Source organism: Bradyrhizobium sp. CCBAU 51745 (genome assembly GCF_028128715.1).
GTDB classification, from domain to species: Bacteria; Pseudomonadota; Alphaproteobacteria; order Rhizobiales; family Xanthobacteraceae; genus Bradyrhizobium; species Bradyrhizobium manausense.
In genome coordinates, this window is the sequence record NZ_LBJP01000060.1 from 20,274 (window position 1) to 44,368 (window position 24,095).

Sequence of the window (24,095 nt, forward strand, 5' to 3'; positions counted from 1 at the left end):
GTTACGTCCCCTCCGTTACGTCCCTCTCCCCGCGAACGGGGAGAGGGAAACTTGAGTGTCTTACTGGAACTGCGACTTCTTGTAGTAGCCGCTGTCAACCAGAACCTTCTCCCAATTGTCCTTGTACACCACGACGGGCTTCAGGAGATAGGATGGCACGGTCTTGACGCCGTTCTCGTAGGTCTTGGTGTCGTTGACGGTCACCTGCTTGCCGGCGAGCGCGGCGTCGACCATGTCGGCGGTCACCTTGGCGAGATCGCGGGTGTCCTTGAAGATGGTCGAATACTGATCGCCCCGCAACATCGCCTTGATCGACGGCACTTCGGCGTCCTGTCCCGAGATGATCGGCATCGGCTGGTCGGCACTACCATAGCCTACGCCTTTCAGCGAGGAGATGATGCCGATCGAGAGGCCGTCATAGGGCGACAGCACGGCGTGGACCTTCTTGTTGCCGTAGTAGGCGCTGAGCAGATTGTCCATGCGGGCCTGCGCAGTGGCACCGTCCCAGCGCAGGGTCGCGACCTTGTCCATGCCCATCTGGCCCGAGGCGACCACGAGCTTGCCGCTGTCGATATACGGCTTCAACACGCTCATCGCGCCGTTGTAGAAGAAGTAGGCATTGTTGTCGTCGGGTGAACCGCCGAACAGCTCGATGTTGAACGGACCCTTGCCCTCCTTGAGGCCAAGCCCCTTCTCGATCGATTCCGCCTGCAGCACGCCGACCTGGAAATTGTCGAAGGTCGCGTAATAGTCGACGTTCGGCGTGCCGCGGATCAGGCGGTCATAGGCGATCACGGTGATGCCTTTCGCTTTCGCCTGCTTGAGCACGTCGGACAGCGTGGTGCCGTCGATCGCGGCGATCACGAGCGCCTTGGCGCCCTTGGTCACCATGTTCTCGACCTGCGAGAGCTGGTTCGGGATGTCATCCTCGGCATATTGCAGGTCGGTGTTGTAGCCGCGCTCCTTCAGCACCTTCACCATGTTGTTGCCATCGTCGATCCAGCGCGCCGAGGACTTGGTCGGCATGGAGATGCCGACGGTTGCCTTGTCCTGCGCGGAGGCGGTGAGACCTGTAGCCATCGTTGCGGCGCCCGCCAGCGCCATCGCCAGAAATGTCGTCTTCAATTTCAACATGCTTCACTCCCTTTGGGTGTCAGACTGTTTGTTAGTGTCGTGCAGTACATCGGTAAAGGTCGGTTTCGGGTCTCCTATGCGAGCTTGACGTCGGGCTCCGCGCGACCGCGCGCGGAGGCTTGTAACACAAAAGTGCAGCCGGCCTGTGGGTCGGCGGCGCGCGCCTCTGCGTCCATGTCCTGCCAGGCCGAAGTGACCAGCAGGCGCGATAGATCAGGACCGACGAAAGCAGGGCAGCTCGCCTGCTTGGCCGGCACATGCAGCGAGCGCAGGCACTCGCCTTGCGGAGAATAGACATCGACGCGGCTGGCGCCCCAACAGGCATTCCAGATCTGGCCATCGGCATCGCACACCGAGCCGTCAAGCCCGCCGACGCCGGTGTGACGCAGCAACACCTCAGGCTCGCCGCGCGGCAGGCCCGTGTCAGGATCGAGCGGCACGGCATAGAGCGCGCCGCGTGCGGTGTCGGTGAAATAGCCTGTGGCGCCGTCCGGCGAGAAGCAGATCGAGTTTGGGATGCTGATGCCCGGAAACAGCATCGAGATCTTGCCGCGGTGGAGCGCGTAGATCGCCCCCAGATCTCGCTCGGCCTTGCGTCCCATCGTTCCGATCCAGAACGTTCCGGATTGATGCACCCGGCAATCATTGGAGCGTGTCGCGGGATTGTCCGCTTCCAGCGGGCAGAACAACGTCATTGCGCCATCGGCGAGTGTGCGGACGTAACAGCCATCCTCGGCGACCACGAGCTGGCGCTCGGCATCGATCCGCCCCAGCGCGCTCGCCATCCGGCCCAGCGCGTGGATTCGGATCGCGCCGCTGCCAAGATGCGCCTGGAACAACTTCCCCTCGCGAATGTCAAACCACCAGGCGGTGTCGGTGGCCACGTCATAGGTCGGGCCTTCACCGAGATGACATCGCTCGGTGGAGAGAATGGTCGTCGGCACCTGCTCCATCATGGCGCCCTCGCTGCGAAGCGATAGACGGTGTGATGTCGGTAGACACTGCCGGGGTCGAGGCGCGGGCTCGGAAAATCCGGCCGGTTCGGCGAGTCTGGCCACATATGCGGCTCCAGGCACAAAGCGTCCGATTGACGGATCAGCTTGCCGCCCTTGCCCGCGATCGTGCCGTCGAGATAGTTGCCGGAATAGACTTGCAGGCCGGGCTGGTCGGTGAACAGCTCCATGATCCGTCCTGAAAGCGGTGCTTCCAGCCGGGCCGCAAGCGCGAGCTTGCCATCGCGCGCGAGGCAATAAGTGTGATCATAGCCCCTGCCGTTTCGTAATTGCAGATCGCCCTCGCGGATGCGCGCACCGACGGGGTGAGCCTCGCGAAAGTCGAACGGCGTGCCGGTTACGCTGCGCGGCGGTTCCGGCAGCGGGATGGCGGTGGGATCGATAGCGAGGAAGTGGTCGGCCTTGATCGTCAGCCTGTGATCGAGGGTGGACGCGCCCGAGGTCGCGCCCTCCAGATTGAAGAAGCTGTGATTGGTGAGGTTCACGATGGTCGGCCGGTCGGTCCGTGCCTCCATGATCAGCGACAGCTCGGTCGGGCCTGTGACGCGATAGGTCAGGCGCACATCGAGCTTGCCTGGATAATTCTCCTCGCCATGCGGGCTCGTATAGGTCAGCGTGACCGCAGGGCTGGCGCCGTCATCGATCTCGGCAATGTCCCAGATCTTGCGGTCGAAACCGTCGAGGCCGCCATGCAGCGCGTTGGGGCCGTTGTTGACGGCAAGCTGGAAGGTCTCGCCGTCCAGCGAAAACCGGCCGTTGGCGATGCGGTTGGCGTAGCGGCCAACGGTGGCGCCAAAGAACTTCCGTTCAGCAAGATAGCCGGCAAAGCTGTCATGGCCGAGCACGACGTCGTCGGTGCCGCCTTTGGCATCCGGCGCGATCAGCGCCTGGATCACGGCGCCATGGGTGATGATGCGGGCCTCGAACCCGCCCTCCCCACGCAGCACGACACGCTCGACACTGCGTCCATCCGGCAGTGTTCCGAACACGTCCTTTGCTATTTTCGCACCAGCCATGTCTAGTCCACAAACGGTTCGACGATAGTACGCTTGCCGAGCAGGAAAGAGTCGGCGACGAGGCGAAGTGGTGCCAGGTCGACATCGCTCACGCCTGATGCCGCGAGCTTGACGAAGTGACGGTAGAGTTCTCGATATTCCTCGTCAGGCGCGTCGGCAACAACCTTGCCGTCGACCTCCATGATCCTGCCACCACGAGACAATGTCATCCGGCCCTGATCGGTTTCCGCCACGATATCCCAGCTCTGCGGCCCGGTCTGACGAAAGTCGAACTCGGCTGTAACAGGCAGGCCGCCGATGTCGGTCAGCGTCAGGTTGGCGGCAATCGGCGACTGGCAATTGGCCGGAAAGGCAAGTTCGGCCGCGGTGACGAACACCGGCTTTGGCAATATGCGGGTCAGGATCGAGAGCGCATTGATGCCGGGATCGAACACGCCGAGCCCGCCCGGCTCCCAGATCCAGGTCTGGCCGGGATGCCAGACGCGGACATCTTCCTTCCAGATGATGTGAACCGACTTGATCCGACGCGTTGCCAGCCATTCGCGGGCCGGCTCGACCGCCGGGGCGTGGCGCGAATGCCAGGTCGCAAACAACGTGCGCTTTGCGTCGACCGCCATTGAGATCAACGGATCGAGCTCTGCAACGCCGATACCTGGCGGCTTCTCCAGCATGACATGCTTGCCGGCGGCGAGCGCTGCGGCAGCCTGGGCGCGGCGCACCTGCGGCGGTGTGCAGAGCGACACCGCATCGATCTCTGGACCCTTCTCCAGCAGTTCCTCGATGGTCGCAAAATGGGGCAGGCCGGGCAGCGACGCGTTGCGGCTCGCGACGGCGGCAAGTACCGCGCCAGGCGTCGCGGCGATCGCGCCGACATGCTGGTCGCGCGCGATCTTGCCGAAGCCGACGATGGCGATACGAAGAGCTGTCACGGATGTTCTCCAGGTTCTGCAGGCGCGGCCGGTGCCGTCTCGGCCGCCGTGTCCTTATGCCGGCGCATGCCGTTGTGAATGACGAAGGCCATGGCCTCGGCCGCCGCGTCGGCGTCACCTTCTGCGATCGAATCGACGATCTTCTGGTGCCAGAGTAAGGTAATCTCGCGGTCTTCCGATCCCGCAGGTGCACTGAGCATGAATGCCGTGCGCAAGGCAGCCTCGATCACATGACCGATGGAGCGCATGAACGGATTGCCGGACGCTCGGGCCACCGCAAGGTGCAAGGCGAGGTCGGCTTCGGCAAAGTCGACGGACTCGGACGTCTCCTGCCGCATGCGGTCCATGCTGCGCCGAAGCTCGGCGATGTCTTCTTCCGAACGGCGCCTGGCCGCTAGTGCCGCCGCGCGCGGCTCGACCGCAAGACGTATCTCCGCGAGATCGTTGAGAAAGCGCCTGTCGATGCCGGCGTCGAGATGCCAGGCCAGCACATCGGCGTCGAACATATTCCAGGCGGCGCGCCCGCGTACAACGGTGCCAACCCGCGCCTTGGTGGTGAGCAGGCCCTTGGCGACCAGCGTTTTCACGCTCTCGCGCAACACCGGACGCGACACGCCGAACATCGCCGTCAGCTCGGCATCGCCCGGAAGCCGCACGCCTTCCGCGTACCGGCCAGCGATGATGTCAACGCCGATCGAGCGGGACACTTCCGCGTGGTTGGAATGGGCCCGTCGTGTCGGGATGACGACGATGCGCGAAGTCATGAGGCTGCTCCCGCGCGCGTTGCCACTGGCCGGCGCGCCAGCGCGACCAGGCCCTGCTGAAGTGCGATGAAGGCGAACAGCAAGATGCCGGTCGCGATCTTGGTCCACCAGCTCGACAGCGTGCCGTCGAAATTGATGTAGGTCTGGATCATGCCCTGGATCAGCACGCCGAGGAAGGTGCCGATCACCGAGCCCTGCCCGCCCGTGAGCAGTGTGCCGCCGATCACCACGGCAGCGATGCTGTCGAGCTCGACACCGACAGCTGAAAGCGAATAGCCGGCGCTGGTGTAGAAGGAGAACACGATCCCGGCAGTCCCTGCCAGCAGGCTCGACAGCATGTAGATCTTTATCGTCATCTTGCCGACTGCAACGCCCATCAGGCTCGCGGTCGCCCGGCCACCCCCAAGTGCATAGACATTGGCACCGAACCGGGTGAGACGCAGCAACAGGATGCCGCCGATCAAGATCACGAGCATGATGATCGCGATAGCGCTGAGCCGCCCGCCCCCGGGCATCCGCAACGCAAAGTCGGACACGGTCGAATAAACAGGCGCCGTGATCGGCACCGATTCCGTCGAGAGCAGGAAGCTGGCGCCGCGCGCCAGGAACATGCCGGCCAACGTCACGATGAAGGGCGGCAGGTCGAAAACGTGGATGACCGCTCCCATCGCCGCACCAAAGGCCGCCGAGAGCACGAGGATGGCGACGAAGGCAACCAGCGGCGGCACGCCCCAACGTTCGATCGCCAGCGCAACGAACACAGTGGTGAAGCCGATCACCGAGCCGACCGAGAGATCGATCCCTCCGGAGATAATGACGAAGGTCATGCCGGTCGCGACGATGCCGAGGAAGGCATTGTCGGTGAGCAGATTGCCGACCACGCGAGTCGAGGCAATGTTGGGGAACTGCATCGCGCAGAGCGCAAAGCCCACGACGAGCACAATGGCCGTGATCAGGACGGGCGGGAGGCCTTTCATGGTTTCGCCCTCCGCAGCCGCGCCATGATGCCGGCAAAGCCGGACAGATTTGGCGATTGCAGCAGCAGCACCGCGAGCACCACCACGGCCTTGACCAGCAAATTGAACTCCGGCGGATAGCCCGATAGCAGAATGCCGGTGTTCATGGTCTGGATGATCAGCGCACCCAACACGGCCAGAACGAGGCTGAAGCGGCCGCCGAACAGCGAGGTGCCGCCGATCACGACCGCGAGAATCGCGTCGAGCTCGAGCCAGAGGCCAGCATTGTTTGCATCTGCCCCCATGATGTCGGCCGCGGCGATCACGCCCGCGAGCGAGGCGCAGACGCCGCACCAGACATAGACCGCCAAGATCATCGCGCGGGTACCGACGCCGGCAAGCTCGCTCGCGCGTGCATTGCCGCCCGTCGCCTCGATCAGGAGTCCGAGTGCCGAGCCGCGGACCACCGCGCCCGTGAGGATCAGCATGCCGAGCGCAATCGCGATCGGGACCGGAACGCCGAGAATGGCACCGTTGCCGAGCCAGACCAGGTCCGGCGAGCTGAAGGTCACAATGCGCCCCTCGGTGATGAGCTGGGCAATGCCGCGCCCTGCCACCATCAGGATCAGCGTCGCCACGATCGGCTGCATGCCGAGCACGGCGACAAGAAAACCGTTCCACAATCCGCAGACGAGGCCGGCGCCGAGCGCGGCCGCCAGCACCACCGGCAGGCCGTGACTATCGGCGAGGCTTGCGGCGATCGCGCCGCAGATGGCCATCACCGCACCGACCGAGAGATCGATGCCGCGCGTTGCGATCACAAGCACCATGCCGAGCGAGAGCAACGCCACCGGCGTGCCGCGATTGAGCACGTCGATCAGGCTGCCGAACAGGCGGCCGTCCTGAAGACGCAGGTCGAAAAATTGCGGCGATACCACGCGGTCGACCGCGAGGATGACGATCAGCGCCAGGATCTGGGCAAGGCCGCGGCGCGGCAGCAGCATCGTCATGCCCGGGCCTCTTGCATCGCTGCGCCATCGGCGGCGATGGCCGCGAGGATATTGGTGACGTCGATGGCCTCGCCCGCGAGCTCCTCGACATGGGCGCGATCGCGCAGCACGACTACGCGATCGGAATAGGTCACGATCTCGTCGAGCTCGGAGGAGATCACCAGGAGCGCCAGCCCGTCGTCGCAGAGCTCGCGGATCAGGCGGATGATCTCGGCGTGCGCGCCGACATCGATGCCTCGCGTAGGTTCATCCAGCACGAGGAGCCGCGGCGACGTCGCGAGCCAGCGCGCCAGCAGCGCCTTTTGCTGATTGCCGCCGGAAAGCAGGCCCACCGGGCGCTCGGGGTCGGGCGGACGGATGTCGAGCATCTTGACGTAGCGGCGGGCAATCTCGTCCTGCTCACGGCGCGACAGCGGCCGATGCAGGCCGCGCTTGGCCTGAAGTGCGAGCACGATGTTCTCGCGCACGGTGAGCTCGGCGACGATGCCCTCGGTCTTGCGCTCCTCCGGGCAATAGCCAAAGCCCTGGCGGACGCCGTCGCGCGGCGACTGCAGTCGCACGGGGGCACCCTCCACCCTCGCCTGCCCGCCATCGGGGCGCTCGGCGCCGAACACCAGCCGCGCCGTCTCGGTACGGCCCGAGCCGAGCAGTCCGGCAAGGCCGACGACCTCGCCATGGCGCAGCTCGAGATTGAACGGCGCGACATAGCCGGCCTTGCCGTAATTCTCGAAACTCGCACAGACCTCGCGCGGCGGACGGTCGCCTGCCGCCGCCCGCGCGCTGGTGGTCTCGGCGAGCTCGCGCCCGAGCATCATCCGGATCAGCTCGAGCCGGGGCAGCGAGGCCGTCTCGCGCTCGCCGACCAGGCGGCCGTTGCGCAGCACCGTGATCCGATCGGAGATCTCGTAGACCTGATCGAGGAAATGGCTGACGAAGACAATGCCGATGCCGCGCCTGGCAAGCTGACGCATGATGCCGAAGAGGATCTCGACCTCGTGACGGTCGAGGCTCGCAGTCGGCTCGTCCAGAATCAGCACGCGTGCGGAAAGATCGACGGCGCGCGCGATCGCGGTGACATGCTGGATGGCGACCGAATAATTGCCGAGCGGCGCTGCGACATCGATGTCGAGGCCGAACTCGGTCAGCAGCGCCTTGGCGCGGCGGCGCATCTCGCCTTCGCGCACGATGCCGAATCGCATCGGCTGGCGGTCGAGAAAAAGGTTCTGTGCGACCGACAGGTTCGGCAGCAGATTGACTTCCTGGTAGACGGTGGCAATGCCGGCCTCGAGCGCAGCCTTGGCCGAACGCGGCGCGACCTCCTCGCCGCCCAGCCGGACAACACCGGCATCGCGCGGGAACACGCCGGTGACGACCTTGATCAGCGTGGATTTGCCGGCGCCGTTCTCGCCGAGCAGCGCATGGATCTCGCCGGCGCGAAGCGTGAAGTCGACCTCCTGCAAAGCGCGCACCGCACCAAAGCTCTTGCTGATCCCGCGCACCTCCAGGAGCGGCGGAGCAGGACCAAGGCTGTTCTCCATAACGACGTCACTCCCACCGGTGCCCGCTTATGCTGCGGACACCCAGCCTATTCGTTCGCGCGACGGTTGCGAAGGGGCTTTGCCGGACCACGGAGCGTGGTCCGGCAAGACGCCTGCCTCAGTAACCAAGGCCCTTCTTGCTGTCGTATTCCTTCTGCGGATTGTCAGTGGCCGTGAGCAGCCTTGATTCGGTCTGGATCCACTTCGGTGGAACCGTGCCCTTCTCCTTGAAGGCCGCGACGGCGTCGAAGGCGGGGCCGGCCATGTTCGGCGTCAGCTCGACTGTGGCATTGGCCTCCCCGGCGACCATCGCCTTGAAGATATCAGGCACTGCGTCAATCGACACCGTGAGGATGTCCTTGCCCGGCTTGAGACCGGCTTCCTTCATGGCCTGGATCGCGCCGACCATCATGTCGTCGTTGTGGGCGTAGACTGCGCAGATGTTCTTGCCGCCGCCCTCGGCCTTGATGAAGCTCTCCATGACTTCCTTGCCCTTGGCGCGGGTGAAGTCACCGGTCTGGCTGCGCACGATCTTCAGATTGGCGTGCTTGGCGATCGCGGTGTCAAAGCCCTTCTTGCGGTTGGCGGCAACGCTGGCGCCGACCGTGCCCTGCAATTCGACGATGTTGCAGGCCTTGTCGCCGACGGTCTTGGCCAGCCAGTCGCCGGCGACCTCGCCTTCGTGGACGCTGTCCGAGGTGACGGCGGTGAGATAGAGGTCCTTGCCCGAGGGATCGATGTCGCGGTCAAGCAGCACGACCGGAATCTTGGCTTCCTTGGCTTCCTTCAGCACCGCATCCCAGCCAGTCGAAACGACGGGGGCGAGGAAGATCGCATCGACGTTCTGCGCGATGAAGGAGCGGATCGCCTTGATCTGGTTTTCCTGCTTCTGCTGCGCGTCGGCGATCTTGAGATTGACCTTGCGCTTGGCGGCCTCCTGCTTGGAGACCGAGGTCTCGGCTGCGCGCCAGCCGGACTCCGATCCGATCTGCGAGAAGCCGACGGTGAGCTCTGCGGCATTGGCCGGCAGTGCAAGCAACAACGCGGCGGTGGCGCTGGCCGCAAAAAGGGCTTTGAGGGTCATGAGGCGTGTGTCTCCCAAGTGTTATCCGGGGCGCCCACGGTATCATGACACCCTCAGGCCGGCCTTCAGGGCGGCGGAAGGGACTATTCCACGGAAGCCGGCGTCCGTATAGTCATATTATTTGACTATTTGGTCGAATAATCTGGAGAGCGAATTCTACACGCAAAGAGTTAATATTATACAGTATACAACTTAAAGATCAACTTGTTTCGACGAGACAGCACCGTCATGGCCGGGCTCGTCCGGGCATGACGATCTCATGGCAATTCGCGTGTGTTCTGCGATCAGCAGCAGGCAAGCGAAAAAGCTAGATCAGCTTGCGCTGCGCAAGGTTCTTCATCAGTGCGCCGATGCCGAACGTCCACGGCTCGCACTCGTCGCTGGTCCGCATGCGGTTGACGAGCTTGCCGAGTTGCGGGGCGGCAATAGTGACGATGTCGTCGCGCTTGTGGGTGAACCCCTGCCCCGGCGCATCGCGATCCTTGACCGGTGCGAACATCGTGCCGAGGAACAGCACGAAACCGTCGGGATATTGATGCACCTTGCCGATGGTCTGCGCGACGAGATCGGTCGGATCGCGGCTGATCTTGCTGATCGAGGAATGCCCCTCGAGAACAAAGCCGTCAGTCCCCGTTACGTTCAGGCTGATGTCGAGCTTGCGCGCGTCATCGAGCGTGAAGGTCTCGTCGAACAGCCTCAGCAGCGGGCCGATCGCGCAAGAGGCGTTGTTGTCCTTGGCCTTCGACAGCAGAAGCGCCGAGCGGCCCTCAAAGTCGCGCAAATTGACGTCGTTGCCGAGCGCACCGCCGACGATCTTGCCACGGCTGGAGACGAACAGCACGAGCTCCGGCTCGGGATTGTTCCAGGTCGATTTCGGATGCAGCCCGGCATCCATGCCGGTGCCGACCGAGGAAAGCGTCGGCGCCTTGGTGAAGACCTCGGCATCGGGGCCGATGCCGACCTCGAGATATTGGCTCCAGGCGTTCTGATCGATCAGCACCTGCTTCAAATGCATCGCCTGGTCAGAACCCGGCTTGAGCTTGGACAGATCGTCGCCGATCAGCCGCGTGACTTCCTTGCGAATGGCTTCGGCCGAGGCCGGGTTGCCCTTGGCGCGCTCCTCGATCACGCGTTCCAGCATCGAGATCGCGAAAGTGACACCCGCGGCCTTCAGGGTCTGGAGATCGACCGGCGCGAGCAGCCAGGGCTTTTTCGGATCGCGCCCATCAGGTGCCGTGTTGGCGACGATGGCTTGGAGATCGTCGATGCGTTCGCCCTTGACCGCGGCAAGCGCCTTGGCCGGATTGTCCTCCTCGCAGAGGGCGCTGACGGTCGGAAATTTGGCGGTGACGTCGAAGACGCCGTCGGCGCGCACCGCGACCACGGCCGGACCGTTCGCCTGCGGCAGCCAGACGCGGCCGACCAGCGTTCCCTTCGTTCCGTCCTCGGGGAGAAGGTCTTGAACCGTCAAATTCGTCATGGCCGGCGTCCTCGCTGTTTTTCGGACCAGCCCATTTCGCAAGCGGCCGATCCCATTGGCGAAGACAAATAAACGTCTGGCAGGGGAAGTCCAGAGTGGCAGGATGCCTCGCCGCTATGCCCCTGCCCGCGCCTTCCGCGCCGCGACCTGCTGCAGCGCCCAGCGCGCATTCTTGCGGACATCGGGATCGGAATCGTCGGCGATAACGGCCAGGAACGCTTCGCCGTCCGCGTGGGCGATTTCGCCAAGTGCGGCAGCCGCCTCTTTGCGCAAATTCGCCTGGTCGTGATTGACGCAATTGCCGATCGGACGCACCGCACGCTCGATCTTCATCCTGCCGAGGCTGCGGATTGCCTTCAACCGCACCTGCCAGAATTCGTCACCGAGCGCGCCGACAAGCTGGTCGGCTGCGAGCGAACCATTGGCGTTGAGACCCAAAGTCTCGGCCGCCATCTCGCGCACCATCCAATCCGAATCCTTCAGTGCGCGGGTGATCGTCTCCGCTGCCGGCTTCATCTGCGAGAACGCCAGCGCGCTGACGGCGGCACGCCGAACATGCGCATCGGGGTCGTTGATCAGTGCCGTCAACGCGGGGATCGATTCTTCCAACTTGAGGAATCCGATCACGCCGATCGCCTGCACGCGGACGGCAGCATCGGTGTCCTGCAGCGCTTCGAGTGCTGGCTTGAGCGTGTCCTTGCAGCGCAACTCCTTCAGCGCCCGCAGCGCGCCCATACGAACGAAGGCGTGGGCATGCTTGACGAGCGGCAAGATGACATCGGCGCAGGCGGGATCCTTGAATTCCGCCATGCTGTCGGCCGCGGCCGCCGCGACGATCCTTTCCGGATCGACCAGCAGCTTCACCAGCGCACTTGCCGCCTCCGGCCCATCGAACTCGCCGAGTGCCATCGCCACCTGTTGGCGCACGCCGGCGTCGGGATCGGCCACCATATTGGCGAGGTGCGCGACGGCCGCGGGATCGCCGGAATGGCCGAGCGCGATGATCGCGACGCGGCGCTCGGCAGGATCGGCGGCCTGGAGCCGCTCGTCGGCATCTTCGAGATCGTCGTAAGATTCGAACGGGCTCGACATGATCACCTCAACAGGTAGGGAATGTTGACAGTAACGGCGCCGGTCGGGCAATCGGCCTCGCAGGGCATGCAGTACCAGCACTCATCATAGGCCATGTAGGCCTTGCCGGTCATGTCGCTGATGCGCAGCACGTCGAGCGGGCAGACGTCGACACAGACGGTGCAGCCCTTGTCGGCGATGCATTTGGCGTCGTCGACGACCACCGGAACCGATGTCTGATAGGACGCGAGAGGCATGTGATGTCTCCTGTTGCTCTGTTGCGGTGGATCAGGCAGTGGCGCGGATGCGCTGCTTGTCGTAGAGATCCTTCTCGTCGTCGGCGATCGGGACGACGTAAGGTTCGACGGCGCGCTTCTCGCTGGTCATCTTGCCGTTCTGCTTGCTCAGCAGCGTGTGGCAGAACCAGTTCTCATTGTCCTTCTCCGGGAAATCGGTGCGCCAGTGGTAGAGGCCCCAGCGGCTCTCCTCGCGATAGAGCGAGGCATGCACGGCCATGTCGGCGCAATCCATGATCGACTGCACTTCCAGCGCGCGGAGCAGCTCATGCGCGTTGCGTGCGATCATGCGCTCCTGCATGTCCTGCCGCGTCTCGGCGAGGCGGCGCATGCCGAGCTCGTATTTGCGCGTGACCTTCGGCGGCTGAAGGTAATCATTCACCAGGCGGCGGGTCTTGTATTCGACCTGGTTCGGCGGAATGCCGTCCTCGCGTTTGGTCGGTGCGAGCACGCGATCGCGCTCCATGGCGATATCAGCCGCATCGAACTCGGCAAAGTCGTGATTGTCGGCGAACTCCATCGCGTCGATGCCGGCGACCGAGCCATTGGTGAAGGCGCCGAGCATGTAATTGTGCGGCACACTCGCCATGTCGCCGGCGGCGTACAGGCCCGGCACGGTCGTGCGCGCGTTGTCGTCGACGAACACGCCGGAGGCGCTGTGGCCGGAGCAGAAGCCGATCTCCGAGATGTGCATCTCGATCGACTCGTTGCGGTAGTCGACGCCGCGCCCCTGCTGGAACAGACCGCGCGTGGGCCGCTCGACCTTGTGCAGCGTGGATTCGATCTCCGAGATGGTGTCGGGATGGAGATGCTTGAGCTGGAGGAAAACCGGCCCCTTGCCGGACAGGAGTTCGTTGTAGAACTCCAGCATCATCTGGCCGGACCAGTAATCGCATTCGATGAAGCGCGAGCCTTCGTTGTTCGCCGTGAAGGCGCCGAACGGACCGGCGACATAGGCGCAGGCCGGGCCGTTATAGTCCTTGATCAGCGGATTGATCTGGTAGCATTCGAGGTTCGCGAGCGCGGCACCAGCGTGATAAGCCATGGAATAGCCGTCACCGGAATTGGCGGCGTTCTCGTAGGTGCCGAACATGTAGCCGGAGGTCGGCAGGCCAAGCCGGCCGGCGGCGCCCATGCAGAGGATCACGGCCTTGGCCTTGATCACCAGGATCTCGGCGGTGCGGGTGTTGACGGAGATCGCGCCGGCAATGCGGCCGTCAGACGATTTCAGCAGCCGCGTCGCCATGTAGCGGTTGGAGATCAGGATGCGCGCGCGGCGGAGCTGACGGTACAGCGCCTTCTTCACGGTCTCGCCGTTTGGCATCGGCAGCACATAGGTGCCGATGTGGTGCACCTTCTTGACGGCGTAGTCGCCGTTCTCGTTCTTCAGGAAGCGGATGCCGAAACTGTCGAGCTCCTCGATGATCTTGTAGCAATTCTGGGCATATTTATAGACCGCCTTCTGGTCGACAATGCCGTCATTGGCGATGGTAATTTCCTTGGTGTACTGCTCCGGCGTCGCGTAGCCGGGGATGACGGCGTTGTTCAGTCCGTCCATACCCATCGAGATCGCGCCTGAGCGCTTGACGTTGGCCTTCTCGAGCAGGACGACGTTGGCCTTCGGGTTCTTCAGCTTCGCCTTCAGCGCCGCCATCGGGCCGGCGGTGCCGCCGCCGATCACGAGCACATCGCAGGAAACCTCCGAAAGTCCGTCGACGATCTGATCTAGTGCCATCGCTTGCTCCTGGTCCGCCGGCATCTCCGGCGCCTTTGCATCAGATTTGTTCAGGTGGTCGTCCGGCGATAGCAATTAGTTGTCGCCGGGACGCGATTTGCGCCTCAGCGCTCGACGAAGGCCTTTTCGATGACGAAATGACCGGGCTGGCTGTGATTGCCCTCGACAAAGCCGCGCGCGGAGAACATCGCGTGCAGTTCCTCGAGCATCGCCGGACTCCCGCACAACATGATGCGGTCGGTCTCGATATCGAGGCCGGATTGGCCGATATCCTCGAACAGCTGGTTGGAGGCGATAAGGTCGGTGATACGGCCGCGATTGCGGAACGGCTCGCGGGTGACGGTCGGATAATAGACCAGCTTGTCGCGGATCAGGGGGCCGAAGAATTCGTGATTGCGCAGACCATCGACGACGTGCTCGCCATAAGCGAGCTCGGAGACCTGGCGGCAGCCATGGGCAAGCACGATGGTCTCGTAATTCTCGTAGACGTCGGGGTCCTTGATCAGGCTGGCGAAGGGCGCAAGGCCTGTGCCGGTCGAGAGCAGCAGCAGGCGTTTTCCCGGGATGAGATTGCCGGTGATCAGCGTACCCGTCGCCTTGCGGCCGACCAGGATGATGTCGCCTTCCCGGATCTTTTGGAGGCGCGAGGTCAGCGGGCCGTCCTGCACCTTGATCGAGAAGAATTCGAGCGCTTCCTCGTGATTGGCGCTGGCCATGCTGTAGGCGCACATCAACGGCTTGCCCTCAACTTCCAGCCCGATCATCGCGAACTGGCCGTTCTGGAAGCGGAAGCCGGGATCGCGCGTCGCGGTGAAGCTGAACAGGGATTCGGTCCAGTGCCGGACCGACAAAACCGTTTCCTTCTGAAATGCGCTCATGGTCTCTCCTTTGATTGCGCGCAGGTTCTCGGAGAGAGCGGAGTCCGGCAATTCGGAAGTGGAATTCCCGGTCGATTAGTTTCACATTTCGCGAGCGGTGATTGCAGAGCAGGCGGCAAACCGTCCGATCGCATGCTCTCGCTGGCAATTAGTTGCTATCCGCGCGCGCCGGCGGCGACGTAGACAGTATGAGGAGGTTCGTCTTGACCATGACCCTGATGGCGCCAACCGTGGCCGACTACGAAGCAAGCGCCGATCTCGCGACGCTCCTCGTCCGCACCACCGAGGGTGATGACCTCAGCGTTCCCGCCGAGAAGCTCCGCCTTTCCTGCAAATGCGCCCACTGCACCCGTGCCCGCTTCGACGAACGTTTCCCTGAAAGGTTTCCGGGAATCGCCATCACCGAGATCGGCGACCTCGGCTATGGGCTGAACATCTCGTTTTCGGACGGACACAACAGGGGGATTTACCCGAAGCCGTATCTGCTGAGTCTGGCGGGGCGGTAGGGTCTTCACAAACTTCGCTGTCATTCCCCGCGAAGGCGGGGAATCCAGTACGCTGCGGCTCCTCCGTTTCCCATCGACGCCTCTGGGATACTGGATCGCCCGCCTTCGCGGGCGATGACAGCGGGGTGAATGGCGTGCACCAAGCTCCCCATCTGGCACGGACATTGCTCATCTGTAGAACGATTTGAACGTTCCGGAGGCAGACAATGTTGCAGGCGGCAAGTGCAGTGCGCGGGACGGTTCCCCCGGCAGTCCGACCTGCGGCTAGTTCCTCGCTGCTGCTGACCGAGAACCAGCAATGGATCGGCGGGCCGCCGGCGCTGATGGACAAGCTCAGCCCACGAGAGCGGGAACTGGTGCTGAAGCAGGGCCGGCGAAAGGTGCTTAACCGCGGCCAGACGCTGTTCAGCCAGGGCGGTAAGCATGACGGCATCTGGCTGATCGAAAGCGGCCGCATCCGTGTGTTCTATACCTCGCCGCAGGGGCGCGAGATCACACTCGCCTATTGGCATGTCGGCAACTTCGTCGGCGGGCCCGAAGTGTTCGAGGGCACGGTGCATCAATGGTCCGGCGTCGCGTCGAGCAATTGCAGCGTCGTGCACCTGCCCGGAAGGGAACTGCGGTCCCTTGCCGCGGAGATCCCGAACCTCGCGATCGGTCTTATTGAAGGCCTGACTTTCAAGGGCAAATGCTATTCGGCGCTGGCGCAGATGCTGGGAACTCGCTCGATCACGCAGCGCCTCGCACATCTGCTCCTGCACCTCGTCGAGCTCTACGGCGTCGAGGATGCCGAGGGCCGCGTGATCGCGGCCGCCTTCACCCATGCCGACATCGCCCACATGGTCGGCGCCACCAGGCAATGGGTCACGATCAGCCTGAAGCGGATGCAGGAGAAGGGAATCGTCATCACCAAGCGCTCGCAGATCGTGGTCTGCCGAACCGACGTGCTGGAGGAGATGCGCGGCCAAGCCTCCGACTGAAAAAGCCGACCAGGAAGGTGCACAGGCAAGCGGCTTTATAGTGCAGGATTGCCCAAGGACTATGCAATCAGCTTTTCCCGGCAACTAATCGACTACCGCGGTCATTCCGGATTTGCCCTGCCCGCGCCCTCCCCCAATCATGGCAACCGCAGCACATCCAAACCGAATGAGGATGAGAATGGTCCGCCATCTTCCCACGCTCTCGATCGCGATGTCGGTGACGTCGCTGGCGCTAATCCTCGCCCAGCCGGCCTCGGCGGAAACCGTCACGCTCGGCATCGGAACGCAGGACACCACGACCAACACGGTGACCGCGGGCGTCGTCATCCGGCAGCTGCATCTTCTCGAAAAATATCTGCCCACGTCAGGTAAATACGCCAACATCAAGTTCGAGCTGGAGTGGCAAAATTTCACGTCCGGTCCGCCCGTCACCAACGCGATGATGGCGAACAAACTGCAGATCGGCATGATGGGCGACTATCCGCTGATCGTGAACGGCTTCACCTTCGAGAGCAACCCTGAAAGCAAGAGCCGGCTGATCGGCATCGCCGCATACAGCCTGTCCGGCTCCGGCAACGGCATCGTCGTCCACAAGGACTCGCCCTACTACGATCTCGCCGATCTCAAGGGCAAGCTGGTCAGCGTGCCGTTCGGCTCCGCTGCGCACGGCATGGTGCTGAAGGCGATGCAAGACCGCGGCTATTCATCCGATTTCTTCCAGCTCGTCAGCCAGAGCCCGGAGGTCGGCTCGACCAATCTCCAGGAGAAGAAGATCGACGCCCATGCCGACTTCGTCCCCTTCGCTGAGCTGCTTCCCTTCCGCGGCTTCGCGCGAAAAATCTTCGACGGCGTCGAGACGAACTTGCCGACCTTTCACGGCATCGTCGTGCGCACGGACTTCGCCGAGAAATATCCTGAAGTCGTCGTTGCCTATTTCAAGGCGCTGATCGCCGCCAACCAGTGGCTGCGCGACGATCCCAAGCTTGCTTCCGAGAAGATCCAGGAATGGACCGGCATCAACAAGGAAGTCGTCTACATCTTCCTGGGACCGAGCGGCAACATGACCACCGATCCGACGATCAAGCCGGCGCTGATCGAAGCAGCCAGCGCCGACGTCAAGGTGCTGCAAAACCTCGGCCGCATGAAGGAGTTCGATCCAAAGAAATGGGTCGACGACAGCTACATCCGCAAGGCCTACGCCGAGATGAAGCTCGACTATGACGCGCAGCTGGGCAGCACAAAGAACTATGAGATCAGGGGCGAAGACGCCTTCTGCAAGAAGCCGATCACCGATCCACGCATGGCCGGCGAGGTCTGGGTCGATGAGGCCGGCATCATGCCGTTCTCGTCCGCCGCCTGCACGCTCGGAGCTTATGCCGACTTCAAGGCCAAGGGCAAGAAGATCAACGTCGCTTACGTCTTCGACACCACGCGCGGCATCAAGCTATTCGCCGACCAGGCCTTCTTTGCGGTCGGCAATGGTGACGTCGCCCCGTTCCTGCTCAAGAAGGACGCCGAGGCCTATGCCGCCAAGATCAGCGGCAAGGTGCTCGGCTTCGACGACGCGGTGAAGGCAGCCGTCAGCGGAGACAAGACGTGAGCAGTCCCGCCCTCGTCAGACATCCCGAGGACAGTATGCCGGCAACAGCAGCACTTGCACAGGCGGGCCTCGCGCCAGCCGCCATCCCACCCGCGCCACCGCCGTCCTTCGGCACGCTCGCGCTGCGCTGGTACCGGCTGAACCAGGATCGGCTTCGCGCCACCGCGATCGGCATCATCTCGCTGATCGCCTTCCTGCTGGTCTGGCACCTGCTCACGACCTATCGCGTCGTGTTCTTCGTGCGTTTCACCAACGTACCCTCCCCGCTCGCGGTCCATGCGAGCTTCGTCAAGGCCATCCACGATCCCAAATTCCTGATGCACATCTTGCTGAGCTGCCGGCGCATCTTCATCGGCTTCTCGCTGGCCGCTGTTGTCGGCGTGCCGCTCGGCCTGATCATGGGCCGCTTCAAGCTGGTGCATGAGATCATCTTTCCCGTGGCCGAGGTGCTGCGCCCGATCCCGGCGATCGCCTGGGTGCCGATGGCGATCATGCTGTGGCCGACCAACGAGCAGAGCATCGTCTTCATCACTTTCCTCGGCTCGTTCTTCCCGATCCTGGTCAACACGCTGCACGGCATGTCGCTGGTCGACCCCGTGCTGGTGCGCGCCGCACAATGTCTCGGCGCGCGCGAACGGTCGATCTTCCGCGAGGTGTATTTTCCGGCCTCGCTGCCGCACATCTTCACCGGCCTTACCGTCGGCATGGGCGTCGCATGGGTGTCGCTGATCGCGGCCGAGATGATCTCGGGCCAGTACGGCATCGGCTATTTCACCTGGGAGGCCTATTCGCTGGTGCAATATGCCGACATCGCGCTCGGCATGATCGCGATCGGCGTACTTGGCCTCGGATCGAGCCTGCTGATCAGGGGTGCGGGACATCTGGTGATGCCATGGAGGTCGACGAGATGAGCGAGATGCTTGCGAGCGAACCGAAGGGCCATATCGACGTCAAGAACTTCTCCCTCAGCTATGACAGCATCGAGGGGCCGGTTCAGGCCGTCACCGATACGCAGATCCATGTGAAGCCGGGCGAATTCGTCTCGATCGTCGGGCCCTCCGGCTGCGGAAAGTCCACGTTGCTCAACGCGGTCGCCGGCTTCCTCAAGCCCACCACCGGCATCGTCACCGTCGACGGCGAGCGTGTGAACGGCCCTAGCGCCGAACGCGGCATGGTGTTCCAGCAATATTCGCTGTTTCCCTGGAAGACGGTGCGGGAGAATGTCGAGTTCGGCCTCAAGATGCGCGGCATGCCGCGCTCGCAGCGCGAACGGGCCGCGCGCACATTGCTCGGACTCGCCGGCCTGGAAGCCTTCGAAAAGCATTACCCGGAGAAACTGTCCGGCGGCATGAAGCAGCGCGTCGGCATCGTCCGTGCGCTCGCCACGGGACCGAAGGTGCTGCTGCTCGACGAGCCGTTCGGCGCGCTCGACGCGCAGACGCGCGTCATCATGCAACAAATCCTCACCAACATGTGGCAGCGCCTGAAAATCTCGGTGCTGTTCGTGACCCACGACATCGACGAGGCGATCTTCCTGTCCGACCGCGTCTACTGCATGACCGCGCGCCCCGGCTCGATCAAGGCGGAGATACCGATTCCATTGGAGCGGCCGCGGCAGCAATCGATGATGATGTCGTCGGAATTTTTGGCACTGCGCCGCGGTCTGATGTCGCTGATCCGCGAGGAGAGCCTGAAGGCGATGGGCGGCGAGATCAACGACATGGGCATGCAGGGGCTCAACATCGAGCTGCACGGGCATTCGCTGGCGGACGTGATTTGATTTAGCGATTCTGCATGCGGCGATGACAGTCTCGTAGGGTGGGCAAAGCGGAGCGTGCCCACCGAAATTCGCCTACGGAGACAGGTGGTGGGCACGGCGCTTACGCGCCTTTGCCCACCCTACGGCGGCCTGGCTCTGATCACTTGAACCAGTGCACCAGCGCGATGCTGATGCCCAGCAGCAGCATCAGCGACAGTGTCACAGCCGCTGTGACCCTGCCCCCGACATTGGCGAGCACGCGCACATCAACGCCGAGGCCGAGGGCCGCCATCGAAACCACAGTAAGGAACGTCGTGATCTTCGTCACCGGCGCGACCACTGTGCCCGGCACGATCTCCAGCGAGCGCAAGGTCGCGAGCGCCAGGAAGCCGAGGATGAACCATGGAACCAGACGGAAGAAGCCTACATTGGTCTTCTTGGCGCCGGCCTGCCAGCGCGAGGCGACCAGCGAGAGGCCGACGACCACGGGGCCCAGCATCAGCACGCGCATCAGCTTCACCAGCGTGCCGATCTGCGTGGAGATCAGACCGGCCGGCACCGTCGCCGCGAGTACTTGCGGCACGGCATAGACGGTTAGCCCAGCGAGAATGCCGTACTGCGTGGCGGTGAGCTGGAGCAGCGGGATCAACAGCGGCAGGCCGAGCACCATCATCACGCCGAGGATGGCGGTAAAGGAAATGGAGGACGCGATCTCGTCGCTGCTGGCGCCGATGATCGGCGCGACCGCCGCGATCGCCGAATTGCCGCAGATCGAATTGCCGCAGGCAATCAGGATCGACAGCCGCGTCGATAGCCCGAGCATACGGCTCAGGCCGAAGGAGACGCAGAGCGCGATCACCACGACTGCAGCGATCGAGGCGAGCAGCGCGATGCCGGAGGCCGCGATGGCGGCAAAGCTGATGGAGGCGCCGAGCAGCATGACCGCGACTTCAAGCAGCTGCTTGGCACTGAAGGCGATTCCGGCCTGCCAGCGCGGCGCCGGCTTCCAGAAGCTGCGCAGGGCCATCCCCAGCAGGATCGCCATCACCAGCGCCTCGATATAAGGGTGCTCGAACACGCCGAGCTCCGCCCGCTCCAGCAGGGCCGAAACACCTGCGACAAGGATGCAAAGGAGAATGCCGGGAATCAGCGCGACGATACGGCTAAAGGCCGTGGTCGGCTTGGCGTCGGCCTGGCTGGATGCTTGATTCTGCGACACAAATCTCTCCCAGAGGAGAAAGATTTATACGCACGGCGCTCGCGTTGGGGAATAAGTTTTCGACATATCAGGGCCGAGGGAAGTTTGATCCTCGGCGTGGAATAACCCGGCTCAAAACAGCGGTCCGTCTCAGAAGAGCAGGTCCTTGGCGAGCGAAGCCACGTGGCTGAACCTGTCATAGACGCCCGGCTCGAAGAACGCCGCACGTGCGAGCACGATGCCTGCGACCAGCGTCCAGAATACGGTGGTGCCGGCCCGAAGCAGCAGCTTTGAGGCACGCGATTGCGATTGGCTGTCCGTCGCGGACACCAGCTGCTCGCCGAAGGGCTCAAATCCAGTGCGTTCCATGGCCGTCAATCCATCAATTTCTGGATGGAATGTCGTCGTTTCGGCCCAAAACGGCAATGGAAGCGATTGGCGTTTTTGGTCCCTTGAGGGGAAACTCCTTCCGCAGGAACATCCCACGGCAATAGTTTTCTTCTTTCGCCCCATTTGGCACCTGGAGCCTGGACCCGGAAGCCGGCCGCATGGACGATTCCATCCGGGTCGACTAGCCTGCCGTCGCCCACAGGTCCGTCACGGGATCGCCGGAGATCAGAAGAAGAAGATGAACATCGAATCTCCCCGCAAGCCCCTCGACCTCGCCTCGGCCATTGCGGAAGGGGACATCCGCTGCCTCCTCATGGTGCTGGTGCACATGACCGGCGAGGCGCGCTGGCTCGAGCCTCCCTATCTTCCCAAGCGCGACATCCGTCTCATCCCCGATCCCGAGGCCGGCGTCCCCCGACAGATCCAGGACGAGATCCGTGCCGCCGTGGTCGAGCTCTTTGCCGACGACACGCCAACACCCGTCATCACCAATCCCGGCGAAGAGCTGCTGCTCAAGATGATGCGCGCCTGCCTCGGCGAGAACGTCGCACCGGAATATGCGCCGCTGATGCGCGAGGAGATGGGCTTTGTGTCGCGCGAGGCGCAATGGACCAGGCGGCCATCGGACGAGAAGCTCACCGCACAGCACGTCCTGATCGTCGGCGCCGGGGTCTGCGCCATCGCGCTCGCCGTTGCGCTCGGCCATCTCGGCATCCCCTACACCATCGTCGAGAAGAACGCCGAGCTCGGCGGCACTTGGTGGATCAACCGCTATCCCGGCTGCGGCGTCGACACGCCGAACCACTCCTATTCCTACTCGTTCGGCCCGCGCAATGCCTGGACACGCTATTTCTGCCAGCGCGAGGAGCTGCTCGATTATCTCCTGAAAGTCGCCGATGAATACGGCATCCGCAAGCATCTGCGCGTCAACACGGAGCTGACCTCGTCGCGCTGGGATGAAGGCAAGCGGCGCTGGATCTCGACGCTGAAGACGTGCAATGGCGAAGAAACCTTCGAATCCACCGCGCTCGTCGCGGCCATCGGCCAGCTCAACGATCCCTCCCGCGCGCACTTCAAGGGGGAGGAGAGCTTCGAGGGCACGATCCTTCACTCGGCATTGTGGTCGGGCGACATCAAGCTCGACGGCAAGCATGTCGCCGTGATCGGCACCGGCGCGACATCGATGCAGCTGGTGCCGACGATCGCCGGCCGCGTCGCCTCGGTCACGGTCTATCAGCGCAGCGCGCAATGGGCGCGACCGGTGAAGGGCTATGCCGATCCGATCACCGAGGGCGCGCGCTGGCTGCTCGCGCACCTGCCATTCTATGTGCAATGGTATCGCTTCAACATGTTCTGGCGCTACGGCGACGGCCTGCTGCCGTTCCTGCGCAAGGACCCGGCCTGGCCGCATCCGGAGCGCGCCGTCAACAAGGGCAACGATCGACACCGCCAGGAGCTGACCGACTTCATCCTGTCAGAGCTGAAGGACCGGCCCGACCTGATCGCAAAATGCGTGCCGACCTATCCGCCCTATGGCAAGCGCATCCTGCTCGACAACAACTGGTTCAAGACATTGACGCGGGATAATGTCGAGCTCATCACCGATACGATCGACCATTTTGACGAAAGTGGTATCGTCACCGCCGACGGCACGCACCGCCCCGCCGACATCATCGTGGTTGCCACCGGCTTCAAGGTCACCGAGATGGCCGCGCGCCTCAACATCAGCGGCCGCGACGGCAAGGCTTTGCGGCAGGCCTGGGCCAACGACAATCCGACGGCGTTCCTCGGCCTCACCGTGCCCGATTTCCCCAACTTCTTCTGCATGCTCGGGCCCAATTCCGGTCCGGCGCATGGCGGCAGCGTCATCTTCCAGTCGGAATGCCAGAGCCGCTACATCTCAGCTTGCCTCGTCGACATGATCGAGCACGACATCGCCGCGATTGATGTCCGCCAGGATGTGCTCGACGACTACGTCAGCAAGGTCGATGCAGAGCACGAGGCGATGATCTGGACCCATCCGGGCATGAGCACTTACTATCGCAACGCAAGCGGCCGCGTTTTCTCGGCGATGCCATGGCGCTTCGTGGACTATTGGCGCATGACACACGATCCCGACATGCGACAGTACAGGCTGACGAAGGCTTAGGTTCGCGGCTCTACGCCGCGAGCCCGCTTTCCACCGGTGCGAATTCCAGCCCCAGGCTGTCCGCCACCGCCTTGTTGGTGACACGGCCGCGATGCACGTTCAGCCCGTTGCGCAAATGCGGGTTCTCCAGCATCGCGGCAAAGCCCTTGTTCGCCAGCATCAGGCCGAACGGCAGTGTCGCATTGTTGAGCGCCTGGCTTGAGGTGACCGGCACCGCGCCCGGCATGTTGGCCACGCAATAATGCACGACGCCATCGACCTCATAGGTCGGCTCCGCATGCGTCGTCGCATGCGAGGTCTCGAAGCAGCCGCCCTGGTCGATCGCGACGTCGACCAGCACTGCGCCTGGGCGCATCGATTTCAGCATCGCGCGCGTGACGAGTTTCGGAGCGCTCGCGCCCGGCACCAGCACCGCGCCGATCACGACGTCGGCGCTGAATACTTCTTCTTCGACGGACTCGATCGTCGAGAAGCGCGTGCGCACACGTCCGGTGAAGAGATCATCAAGCTCGCGCAAGCGCGGAATCGAGCGGTCGATCACGGTGACTTCGGCGCCGAGGCCTGCGGCCATCCGCGCGGCCTGCATTCCCACCACGCCGCCGCCAAGCA

The 24,095-nt window shown here is 63.4% G+C and carries 23 protein-coding genes; 6 read left to right on the top strand and 17 right to left on the bottom strand.

The genetic code is table 11. The annotated features are described in order from the left end of the window. Positions 1-60 precede the first annotated feature (60 nt). The 14 genes from chvE to XH98_RS14655 form a co-directional block, all read right to left on the bottom strand. Positions 61-1,134, bottom strand: coding sequence for a multiple monosaccharide ABC transporter substrate-binding protein (gene chvE / locus XH98_RS14590; RefSeq protein ID WP_057758946.1), 1,074 nt, complete (start codon positions 1,132-1,134; stop codon positions 61-63). Positions 1,135-1,208: 74 nt separating this feature from the next. After that, the gene (locus tag XH98_RS14595) at positions 1,209-2,087 is read right to left on the bottom strand and encodes an SMP-30/gluconolactonase/LRE family protein (protein WP_271602346.1); all 879 of its coding nucleotides are present in this window, start codon (positions 2,085-2,087) and stop codon (positions 1,209-1,211) included. After that, positions 2,087-3,163: an aldose epimerase family protein gene (locus tag XH98_RS14600; RefSeq protein WP_271619018.1), complete on the bottom strand. Its 1,077-nt coding sequence runs from the start codon at positions 3,161-3,163 to the stop codon at positions 2,087-2,089. The genes XH98_RS14595 and XH98_RS14600 overlap by 1 nt, the downstream gene beginning before the upstream one ends. 2 nt (positions 3,164-3,165) lie before the next feature. After that, positions 3,166-4,092: a Gfo/Idh/MocA family protein gene (locus XH98_RS14605; RefSeq protein ID WP_271602168.1), complete on the bottom strand. Its 927-nt coding sequence runs from the start codon at positions 4,090-4,092 to the stop codon at positions 3,166-3,168. Next, a complete protein-coding gene (locus XH98_RS14610) occupies positions 4,089-4,856 on the bottom strand; it encodes a FadR/GntR family transcriptional regulator (RefSeq protein WP_271602169.1) in 768 nt (255 codons plus the stop codon). The genes XH98_RS14605 and XH98_RS14610 overlap by 4 nt, the downstream gene beginning before the upstream one ends. Next, entirely contained in the window at positions 4,853-5,833 is a 981-nt protein-coding gene (yjfF, locus tag XH98_RS14615) for a galactofuranose ABC transporter, permease protein YjfF (RefSeq protein WP_271602170.1), read from the bottom strand. The genes XH98_RS14610 and yjfF overlap by 4 nt, the downstream gene beginning before the upstream one ends. Continuing rightward, positions 5,830-6,822 (bottom strand): ABC transporter permease, encoded by a 993-nt coding sequence (locus tag XH98_RS14620; RefSeq protein WP_220006863.1) that lies wholly within the window; start codon positions 6,820-6,822, stop codon positions 5,830-5,832. The genes yjfF and XH98_RS14620 overlap by 4 nt, the downstream gene beginning before the upstream one ends. Then, on the bottom strand, positions 6,819-8,360 hold the full coding sequence (locus XH98_RS14625) for a sugar ABC transporter ATP-binding protein (protein WP_271619019.1): 1,542 nt from the start codon (positions 8,358-8,360) through the stop codon (positions 6,819-6,821). The genes XH98_RS14620 and XH98_RS14625 overlap by 4 nt, the downstream gene beginning before the upstream one ends. Before the next feature lie 118 nt (positions 8,361-8,478). Beyond that, positions 8,479-9,444, bottom strand: coding sequence for a galactofuranose ABC transporter, galactofuranose-binding protein YtfQ (ytfQ, locus tag XH98_RS14630; protein ID WP_057758962.1), 966 nt, complete (start codon positions 9,442-9,444; stop codon positions 8,479-8,481). 307 nt (positions 9,445-9,751) lie between these two features. After that, positions 9,752-10,924, bottom strand: coding sequence for a fumarylacetoacetate hydrolase family protein (locus tag XH98_RS14635; protein ID WP_271619020.1), 1,173 nt, complete (start codon positions 10,922-10,924; stop codon positions 9,752-9,754). A 114-nt stretch (positions 10,925-11,038) separates the two neighbouring features. After that, entirely contained in the window at positions 11,039-12,016 is a 978-nt protein-coding gene (locus tag XH98_RS14640) for a HEAT repeat domain-containing protein (RefSeq protein WP_271619021.1), read from the bottom strand. A gap of 2 nt (positions 12,017-12,018) precedes the next feature. Continuing rightward, positions 12,019-12,252, bottom strand: coding sequence for a 4Fe-4S dicluster domain-containing protein (locus tag XH98_RS14645; protein WP_008141081.1), 234 nt, complete (start codon positions 12,250-12,252; stop codon positions 12,019-12,021). A gap of 31 nt (positions 12,253-12,283) precedes the next feature. Beyond that, a complete protein-coding gene (locus XH98_RS14650; protein ID WP_271619022.1) occupies positions 12,284-14,026 on the bottom strand; it encodes a fumarate reductase/succinate dehydrogenase flavoprotein subunit in 1,743 nt (580 codons plus the stop codon). A gap of 104 nt (positions 14,027-14,130) precedes the next feature. Further along, complete coding sequence (locus XH98_RS14655; RefSeq protein WP_271619023.1) at positions 14,131-14,904, bottom strand: ferredoxin--NADP reductase; 774 nt, start codon at positions 14,902-14,904, stop codon at positions 14,131-14,133. Positions 14,905-15,113: 209 nt separating this feature from the next. Between XH98_RS14655 and XH98_RS14660 the strand changes: the two genes are divergently transcribed. The 5 genes from XH98_RS14660 (at position 15,114) to XH98_RS14680 (ending at position 19,770) form a co-directional block, all read left to right on the top strand. After that, a complete protein-coding gene (locus XH98_RS14660) occupies positions 15,114-15,410 on the top strand; it encodes a DUF971 domain-containing protein (protein ID WP_271602347.1) in 297 nt (98 codons plus the stop codon). Between the two features lie 206 nt (positions 15,411-15,616). Next, positions 15,617-16,390, top strand: a complete 774-nt coding sequence (locus XH98_RS14665) for a Crp/Fnr family transcriptional regulator (RefSeq protein WP_271619024.1) — start codon at positions 15,617-15,619, stop codon at positions 16,388-16,390. A gap of 178 nt (positions 16,391-16,568) precedes the next feature. Further along, positions 16,569-17,990 carry an ABC transporter substrate-binding protein gene (locus tag XH98_RS14670; protein WP_271619025.1) on the top strand — a complete coding sequence of 474 codons (1,422 nt, stop codon included), beginning with the start codon at positions 16,569-16,571 and terminating at the stop codon, positions 17,988-17,990. Next, positions 17,987-18,901 (top strand): ABC transporter permease, encoded by a 915-nt coding sequence (locus XH98_RS14675; protein ID WP_271619026.1) that lies wholly within the window; start codon positions 17,987-17,989, stop codon positions 18,899-18,901. Before XH98_RS14670 ends, XH98_RS14675 begins: the two co-directional genes overlap by 4 nt. Beyond that, positions 18,883-19,770: an ABC transporter ATP-binding protein gene (locus tag XH98_RS14680; RefSeq protein ID WP_442868583.1), complete on the top strand. Its 888-nt coding sequence runs from the start codon at positions 18,883-18,885 to the stop codon at positions 19,768-19,770. The genes XH98_RS14675 and XH98_RS14680 overlap by 19 nt, the downstream gene beginning before the upstream one ends. A 139-nt stretch (positions 19,771-19,909) precedes the next feature. Here the strand turns inward: XH98_RS14680 and XH98_RS14685 are convergent, their stop codons facing one another. Beyond that, complete coding sequence (locus tag XH98_RS14685) at positions 19,910-20,968, bottom strand: YeiH family protein (protein WP_271602180.1); 1,059 nt, start codon at positions 20,966-20,968, stop codon at positions 19,910-19,912. A 129-nt stretch (positions 20,969-21,097) separates the two neighbouring features. Then, entirely contained in the window at positions 21,098-21,316 is a 219-nt protein-coding gene (locus tag XH98_RS14690) for a hypothetical protein (protein ID WP_271602181.1), read from the bottom strand. A 259-nt stretch (positions 21,317-21,575) separates the two neighbouring features. Here XH98_RS14690 and XH98_RS14695 point away from each other — a divergent pair, with 259 nt between their 5' ends. Further along, the gene (locus tag XH98_RS14695; RefSeq protein WP_271619027.1) at positions 21,576-23,486 is read left to right on the top strand and encodes a flavin-containing monooxygenase; all 1,911 of its coding nucleotides are present in this window, start codon (positions 21,576-21,578) and stop codon (positions 23,484-23,486) included. A 10-nt stretch (positions 23,487-23,496) separates the two neighbouring features. On the opposite strand, the gene XH98_RS14700 is transcribed toward XH98_RS14695, so the two are convergent. Further along, on the bottom strand, positions 23,497-24,095 hold a 599-nt coding region (locus XH98_RS14700; RefSeq protein ID WP_271619028.1), incomplete at its 5' end, for an alanine dehydrogenase.